The sequence below is a fragment of the Spirosoma spitsbergense DSM 19989 genome, assembly GCF_000374085.1.
Classification (GTDB): domain Bacteria; phylum Bacteroidota; class Bacteroidia; order Cytophagales; family Spirosomataceae; genus Spirosoma; species Spirosoma spitsbergense.
The window spans coordinates 22833-30831 of the sequence record NZ_KB893601.1 but is presented as its reverse complement, the minus strand read 5'-3'; the positions used below and the strand labels follow the sequence as shown (position 1 = coordinate 30831).

Below are 7999 nucleotides of genomic sequence, written 5' to 3'. Positions count from 1 at the left end.
GGGAATACTGACGGGATCTGTCCTTAGTACGAGAGGACCGGGATGGACTCACCGCTGGCGCACCGGTTGTTTGGCCGCAGGCACGGCCGGGTAGCTACGTGGGGATCAGATAAGCGCTGAAAGCATCTAAGTGCGAAACTGGCCTGAAGATGAGTGTTCCGGTATAAAGGGGTGTTGTAGACGACGACGTTGATAGGCGGCAGGTGGAAGCGTAGAGATGCGTTGAGCCGAGCCGTACTAATGACCCCGGAAGCGTTTAGCGTATGTCTTACAACTAATTGGTACGTACCAGTCAATAAGTAAATGATAAAAATTATCAGGGTCTCTCTCTGTAGTGAAAAAGAATAAAAATATTGGCCCGTAAAACGGTCGAAAGAGTCAATCAGGCTGGTGCTTTTTAGGCGGGTGAACACCTCTACCTTATCGAACAGAGCCGTTAAGCCCCGTACTGCCGATGGTACTGCTGTCACAGGTGGGAGAGTAGGAAGGTGCCACCTGACTGAAATTAAAAAGACCATTTCTTGTAAAAGAAATGGTCTTTTTTCGTTTAATAGCTTTGTGAAAAAGTAGAATTCAGTGACGATGAGCTGTTTCATTTCTCTAGAAATGATTAAACCAACTCCCAGAAATCGTTGATCATCTGTAAAATCTCATCTACCGAATCCGCAATTAACAACAGGGCACGGTTTTCAACCCGTAAGAAGCCATCTGCCACCATACGGTCGAGTTGCTGAATCATTAGGTTATAGTACCCGTCCGTGTTAATGATTCCAATAGGGCCATCATAGAGTTTAAGCTGCCGCCATGCCAAGATTTCAAATAGCTCGTCCAGCGTTCCATAACCACCTGGTAATGCAATTACTCCTTTTGAAAGTTGAACCATTTTGAATTTACGTTCATGCATGGTTTCAACAAAATGTAATTCAGTAAGTGTTTTGTGAGCGACCTCAAGGTTAGCGAGAAAATTTGGAATAACGCCCGTCACTTCGCCACCATTCTTTAAAACAGCATTAGCAACGTTACCCATTAATCCAAACCCTCCACCCCCATAAATAAGACGAATATTGTTGATAGCCATCTTCTCCCCAAGTTCAGTAGCAACCTCGTTGTAAATCGGGTTTTTACCTACACTTGATCCGCAGTAAACTACAATGCTATTCATGAATTAGTTAAAAGAGTATTGGAAATAATCCGAATAATGAAAAATGTTGCTACTAGGCTAATTGATGCGCTAACCCTTCAACATCTATACCGCCAAATGAACTTGAACTCATAAGTAAAAATACTTGAAACGAATTCCGTTGCTGAAGCAAGTAGTCCTGAAAGGCAGATACGCTCGTGAAAACACGCATGTCAGGCCGATCAAAAGCTTTTGTGATATCAGTTGAATCTACTGACATCTTATCGTTTAGTGAGTGCGCATCCATGAATACGACAGCTTCATCAGCAGCATCCATCGTATCTTTATATTGCGTTAGAAATGAGTTGTTTAGGTTGTTAGAAGAATGCAATTCAAAAGCCGCCAACAACCTTTTATCTGGATACTTTTGCTTCGTAGCTTCCGTAGTTGCTTCGACTTTAGCGGGCGAATGGGCAAAGTCGCGGTAAACAACCCTGCCATTATTTTCTGCAATTTTCTCCAGCCGTTTACTGACGTTTGTAAATGTTGGAATAGCCTGGTAAAACTGCTCCTCTGTAATACCTATATGGTCGCACACAGTTAATGCTCCAGCAATGTTCTTTAAGTTGTGCTGACCAAACAGATTTATAGCGATCCGATTATTTTGCTTTGTAATCAGATGGGTTTTACCATTAGTCGTTTCACTCGGGTGTGGGAAATAAGGAATTTTAGTTATGTCAGCCCGTTCTTTCTGTCCAATCACATCGAGCATATCGTCGGACTCATCAAAAATAAGGATGCCTGCTTTGGGCATTGCTTCAGCCAATGATTCAAACTGATCAACGTAGTCCTCCCAGGTTGGGTAGAGATTAATATGGTCCCAGGCAATACCGCTGATGAGCGCAATATGAGGTTGATAGTGTAGAAACTTAGGGCGTGAGTCGATGGGAGAGGATGCATATTCATCTCCCTCGATAATAACGAGTGGTGCCTGAGATGATAATCGAACAGTGGTATCGAAACCATGAACAGGTTCTCCAATCCAGTAATCAAAAACCCGATTATGGTACTTTAAGACATGAAGAATTATGGCTGTAATTGTTGTTTTGCCATGACTACCAGCTATAACTACGCGTTGTTTCTGCCGACTTTGCTGGTAAATGTATTCAGGATAGGAATAGACAGGTAACCCTAATTCTAATGCTTTCGCTAATTCGGGATTGTCGTTTCGGGCGTGCATGCCTACAATAACGACATCGATAGCCGTGGTAATCTTATCAGGAAACCAGCCTGTTTCAGCAGGTAGTAAACCATATTGTTGCAGGCGTGTCTTTGACGGTTCGTAAATTGTTTCATCGGAGCCAGTAACTGTATGACCTTGCTGCTGGAGTGCTAATGCCAGATTGTGCATAGCACTGCCGCCGATAGAAATGAAGTGGATGGACTTTGGCATTCGATAATCAATCAGTGTAAAGAGACAAAAGTACGGCTTCTTTTTGGTTTGCCTGATTAATCAGATAGGCACATTAGCTCAAGATGTTTCGGAAGTGTTAATTTTCACATATCACCGAATCAAACCCACTGTAATTTGGTTTATTATTGTGCGAATACACTTCATTTGGAAAACCCGGTTTTCCAAATGAAGTGTATTCGCACAATAATAAATTGAAATAACAATTGTTGCCGCTGGTATAGAACTACCTCACTTTATACGTTTAACGAAGGGATGAAGACATACTATGACTTGATTGATCAAACATTTGAATTTCCAACCCGGGAGTTCAATGTTGAGAACAATGAATTAATGTTTAACAATGTTCCACTGATGGATATTGTTAAACAATACGGTACCCCACTGAAACTGACCTACTTGCCGAAGATTACAGAGCATATTGAGCATGCTAAACTGCTGTTTAGAAATGCCATGAAGCGCTACAATTACAAAGGCAATTACACATATTGCTATTGTACGAAGTCCTCTCATTTCAAGTTTGTGCTTGATGAAGTGCTTAAAAACAATGTGCATCTCGAAACGTCGTCAGCCTATGATATTCAGATTCTGAGAGAACTCTATAAATCTGAAAAGATAAATAAAGGGACCTATATAATCTGTAATGGCTATAAACGGCCATTATATACCCAATACATTAGTGAACTTATTAATGAAGGATTTACGAACTGCATACCGGTTCTTGACAACCTGAAAGAAATTGAAGCGTATGAAAACTCGATAACCGCCGAAACGGTCAATTTTGGTTTTCGTATTGCAACTGATGAAGAACCAAATTTTGCTTTCTATACTTCACGCCTGGGTATTCGGTACAGCGATGTAAATGAGTTGTATCGGAGCAAAATTCAGCCGAATGAAAAGTTCAAGCTGAAAATGCTCCACTTTTTCATCAACACGGGTATAAAAGATAGTGCTTATTATTGGAGTGAACTTAGTCGGTTCATGTATAAATACTGCGAACTGGCCAAGATATGCCCTGACCTCGATTCAATTGACATTGGTGGAGGAATGCCAATTCAAACGTCTTTCCAGTTCACGTATGATTACCAGGCCATGATCGATCAAATTGTGGAAAGTATTCAGTGGATCTGTAATAAGAACAATGTTCCGGTACCTCATATTTTCACCGAGTTTGGTTCCTTTACGGTCGGCGAAAGTGGGGCGGTGATTTATAAAGTGATTGACCAAAAACTACAGAATGACAAGGAGTTGTGGTATATGATTGATGGGTCATTCATTACGCAACTTCCTGACTCGTGGGGACTGGGTCAGAAATATATAATGCTATCGGTGAATAACTGGGAGAATCCCTACCAGAAAGTCAATCTTGGGGGCTTAACCTGCGATTCGCACGATTTTTACAATACAGAAGCGCATAGCGCCGACTTATACCTGCCGATTTTCGATCAGGAGGCTGAAGATCAGTATATAGGTCTTTTTCACACGGGAGCTTACCAGGAATCATTGGGCGGTTACGGGGGCATACAACATTGTTTGATTCCGGCCCCACAGCACGTAATTGTAGACAAAGACGAAGAGGGAAATCTGCGCTCCCGCCTGTTTGCACCAGAGCAAAATAGCGAAGTAATGCTTAAAATTCTGGGCTATGGTGGAGCCGAACCAGGTATGACAGAACTTGAGGCTACAGAAGCTGCTGAGGAACGCGAAGAGGAAGTCGAACTAGTGCGGGAGGAAAATTAAGACCTGCTAGTATGGTTTTCGTATAGATTTTGGCACTATTTTCGTTTAATAGTCTGAATACTAACGATACAAATGGATAATAGCTATATGAAAAAATTAATGGTTTTGGCTGTTGTATTAGCAGCAATGTCTCTTGGGTCCTGTGCACGTAAGGCAAACTGTCCGGCCTATGGCAGCGTACAAAAGCCTGTTTCCACTCAAGTTCGCGTGTAAACAGTAATAGCCACTTCATAAAAAAGCACGGCTCAGTTTACAAAATTGAGCCGTGCTTTTTTATGAAGTGGCTAACACAAATCGTGAGGCTTCCAGTAGGTTAGTGGCACAGCTATCGTACTCTGTTGACTTTTCTGCACCCTGCGCAATGAGCACAGTCTGGACACCTACCCTTTTCCCTGCCTGCATATCACGCAAAGCATCACCAATCATCCAGGAAGCATCTGGATTGATATTGTACTTCGCCATTGCCTTTTCCAGCAATAAAGAACCGGGTTTGCGGGTAAGTGATTCCGAATCGTATTTTGGGTGATGAGGGCTATAATAAATATCATCGATAAGCTTACCACACTGATCCTGTAAATAGTGGTAGCAGGTCATCACGTCGTTTCGGGTGTAAAGCCCTTTAGCAATGCCTGCCTGATTCGTGATGACAATGAGCAGATAGCCTGCATCTTTCAATAGACGTAAGGCCTCAGGCACACCCTCAGGAATAACAAAATCTTCGACCCGATAAACATAATCAGTTCGATCCTCATTCAACACACCATCCCGGTCAAGAAAGATGCACTTGTTCATGGTTATATAGCCAAGGTATAGGAAGCAATAATACAATTATTTGGCCAAATAATTGTATTATTGCTTCAGAAAAATAGAAAACAAATTTTTGAGGTGCTACTGGTACCTTGAAACCCAGCCAATAAGTAAACTCATATTACACGAACTGCTAAGCTCCCAAATCGGTAATACGTTGCTTCAGTGATTGAATTTTTGCTTCTGCATCAGCCAATTTCTGGCGTTCACGCTCAATAACGTCAGGCTTTGCATTGGCCACAAACTTCTCATTCGATAGTTTTTTTAGTACCGAATCACGGAAACCAATGTTATAGTCCAAATCCTTGCGGGTATTGGTAAGTTCCTGTTCCGTATCGATTTGCCCAGCAATATTCACGAAAAACTCATCGCTCTTTATCAGGAAAGATATGCTGGCCGAAGCCTCAGTATCGGATAAATCGCTAACGTAGCCGATCGCTGAAACGTTAGCCATCTTGCGTATCAGCGACTCAAACAGATGGAATCGGTCAGGCAATACCGTTCTAATCGTAAGTGGTAAAGCCGTTTTTGGTGAAATCTGTTTGGCATTACGAACATTTCGTACGTTGGAAATTACTTCGAAGAATTCCTCGAAGGAGGCCAGTATTTGCTGGTCAATGACTCCCGGCTTCGGGAATGGGGTAACACAAATACTTTCGCCAGCCTCTCTTTTGCGAATATCCTGCCAGATTTCTTCCGTAATAAACGGCATGAACGGATGCGCTAAACCCATTAGTTTCTCAAAGAAATTAATAGTTGCATCATACGTAATCTGGTCGATGGGTTGCTCGAAAGCTGGCTTGATCAGTTCAAGGTACTGCGAACAGAAGTCGTCCCATATCAGCTTATAAATGGTTTGCAGGGCATCGGAAATTCTAAACTTGCTAAAAAGGTCTTCAACCTCGGTGAGTGTTTGATTGAATTTGGCTTCAAACCAGGCAATAGACAAATCATTTTGAGCAACTCGCGGTAACGAAGAATCAACTGTCCAGCCCTTCACCAACCGGAACGCATTCCATATTTTGTTACTGAAATTCCGGCCCTGTTCTACTAATTTCTCGTCGAACATCAGGTCATTGCCAGCCGCTGAACTGAATAGCATACCGGTTCGCACACCGTCGGCACCGTATTTGTCGATCAGGTCGAGCGGATCGGGTGAATTACCGAGTGATTTCGACATTTTCCGACCGAGTTTATCTCGTACAATACCGGTCAGGTATACGTTTTTGAACGGGGCTTCACCGCGGTACTCGTAACCGGCAATAATCATTCGGGCTACCCAGAAAAACAGGATTTCGGGAGCCGTAACGAGATCGTTGGTCGGGTAATAATAATTGATATCGGCATTATCGGGGTCTTTCAGGCCGTTGAAAACCGACATGGGCCAGAGCCAGGAGGAGAACCAGGTATCCAATACATCTTCATCCTGCGTCAGGTCGGCTTCAGTCATGGCAAACAGCAGTTTTTCATGCTGTACTTTCTCCAAAGCCTCATGTTTATTTTTTGCCACGATGATGGTTCCATCCTGCATGTAAAAAGCCGGAATGCGCTGCCCCCACCAAAGCTGACGGCTAATGCACCAGTCATGGACGTTTTCCATCCAGACACGGTACATGTTCTTAAACTTGGCCGGAACGAGTTGAATGGTATCGTCCATCACATTCTTAAGGGCAGGCTTAGACAGTTCATCCATTTTCAGGAACCACTGCAACGAGAGTTTCGGCTCGATTACCGCTCCCGTACGTTCAGATGTACCAACGTTGGATTTATAGTCTTCTGTTTTAACCAGATTGCCTGATTCTTCCAACAACCTGATGATTGCTTTCCGGGCCGCGAAACGATCCTGCCCAACCAGAATCTGCGCTTTCTCATTCAGGGTACCATCATCGTTTAGAATGTCCAGAACGGGCAGATTGTGCGTAATACCCAGCGCATAGTCATTGGGATCGTGAGCCGGGGTAACCTTCAAGCCTCCCGTACCAAAATCCATGGTTACGTACTCGTCCGTGATGATCGGGATTTCGCGGTTGATAAGCGGAATAATTGCTTTTTTGCCATGCAGGTGTTTATACCGTTCATCGTTCGGATTTACGGCAATAGCGGCATCGGCCATAATCGTCTCCGGGCGAACAGTAGCAATGGTAATATATTCTTTATACTGATCGTTAGACCCGGCTATTTCATAGTTGATGTAAACCAGCTTTTGCTGAATTTCTTTTGTAATGACCTCTTCATCCGAAACCGCCGTTCCTCCCTGTGGGTCCCAGTTAACCATGCGAACGCCCCGGTAAATCTGACCCTTGTTGTAGAGGTCAACAAATACGTCGATGACGGAGTCGTGCAAATCAGGTTCCATCGTAAAGCGGGTCCGGTCCCAATCGCAGGAAGCACCCAGTTTACGAAGCTGCTGGAGAATGATACCGCCGTACTTATGGGTCCATTCCCAGGCGTATTCCAGAAATTCGTCGCGCGTTAAATCGTGCTTATTTATGCCCCGCTCTTTCAGCATGGCAACTACCTTTGCTTCGGTAGCAATGCTGGCGTGGTCTGTGCCTGGTACCCAGCAGGCATTCTTACCTTCCATACGCGCTTTCCGGACCAGTACATCCTGAATGGTATTGTTCAGCATGTGGCCCATGTGTAACACACCCGTTACGTTAGGGGGTGGGATAACAACTGTGTAGGGTTCGCGGGTATCAGGAGTGGACTTGAAAAACTGATTGTCAAGCCAGTACTGATACCATTTTTCTTCTATTTCCTGGGGGGCGTATGTCTTTGAAATCATATAGCTAATGATGCTCAACCAGACCGGATTTACAGGAAAGACCATCCAGTAAAATCCAGCGTTTGGGCTGCGAATA

Annotated in this window: 5 protein-coding genes and 2 rRNA genes; 3 read left to right on the top strand and 4 right to left on the bottom strand. The window is 43.7% G+C overall.

Annotated elements, in window-relative coordinates:
* Positions 1 to 263, top strand: a 23S ribosomal RNA gene (locus B157_RS0130535); the annotation flags it as partial.
* A gap of 123 nt (positions 264 to 386) precedes the next feature.
* Positions 387 to 497, top strand: a 5S ribosomal RNA gene (gene rrf / locus B157_RS0130530).
* 113 nt (positions 498 to 610) lie between these two features.
* On the opposite strand, the gene B157_RS0130525 is transcribed toward rrf, so the two are convergent.
* On the bottom strand, positions 611 to 1162 hold the full coding sequence (locus B157_RS0130525; protein WP_020607099.1) for an LOG family protein: 552 nt from the start codon (positions 1160 to 1162) through the stop codon (positions 611 to 613).
* A gap of 52 nt (positions 1163 to 1214) precedes the next feature.
* Positions 1215 to 2573, bottom strand: a complete 1359-nt coding sequence (locus B157_RS0130520; RefSeq protein WP_020607098.1) for a UDP-N-acetylmuramate--L-alanine ligase — start codon at positions 2571 to 2573, stop codon at positions 1215 to 1217.
* A 273-nt stretch (positions 2574 to 2846) separates the two neighbouring features.
* Here B157_RS0130520 and B157_RS0130515 point away from each other — a divergent pair, with 273 nt between their 5' ends.
* Positions 2847 to 4331, top strand: a complete 1485-nt coding sequence (locus B157_RS0130515; RefSeq protein WP_020607097.1) for a type III PLP-dependent enzyme domain-containing protein — start codon at positions 2847 to 2849, stop codon at positions 4329 to 4331.
* A gap of 273 nt (positions 4332 to 4604) precedes the next feature.
* Here the strand turns inward: B157_RS0130515 and B157_RS0130510 are convergent, their stop codons facing one another.
* Together B157_RS0130510 and B157_RS0130505 are read right to left on the bottom strand one after the other, a co-directional pair.
* Entirely contained in the window at positions 4605 to 5123 is a 519-nt protein-coding gene (locus B157_RS0130510) for a D-glycero-alpha-D-manno-heptose-1,7-bisphosphate 7-phosphatase (RefSeq protein ID WP_020607096.1), read from the bottom strand.
* A 148-nt stretch (positions 5124 to 5271) separates the two neighbouring features.
* On the bottom strand, positions 5272 to 7923 hold the full coding sequence (locus tag B157_RS0130505) for a valine--tRNA ligase (protein ID WP_026309075.1): 2652 nt from the start codon (positions 7921 to 7923) through the stop codon (positions 5272 to 5274).
* Positions 7924 to 7999: the final 76 nt, after the last annotated feature.

Coding starts and splice junctions, on each gene's coding strand:
- B157_RS0130525 (WP_020607099.1), bottom strand. CDS start 1,162: ATGAATAGCATTGTAGTTTACTGCGGATCAAGTGTAGGTAAAAACCCG.
- B157_RS0130520 (WP_020607098.1), bottom strand. CDS start 2,573: ATGCCAAAGTCCATCCACTTCATTTCTATCGGCGGCAGTGCTATGCAC.
- B157_RS0130515 (WP_020607097.1), top strand. CDS start 2,847: ATGAAGACATACTATGACTTGATTGATCAAACATTTGAATTTCCAACC.
- B157_RS0130510 (WP_020607096.1), bottom strand. CDS start 5,123: ATGAACAAGTGCATCTTTCTTGACCGGGATGGTGTGTTGAATGAGGAT.
- B157_RS0130505 (WP_026309075.1), bottom strand. CDS start 7,923: ATGATTTCAAAGACATACGCCCCCCAGGAAATAGAAGAAAAATGGTAT.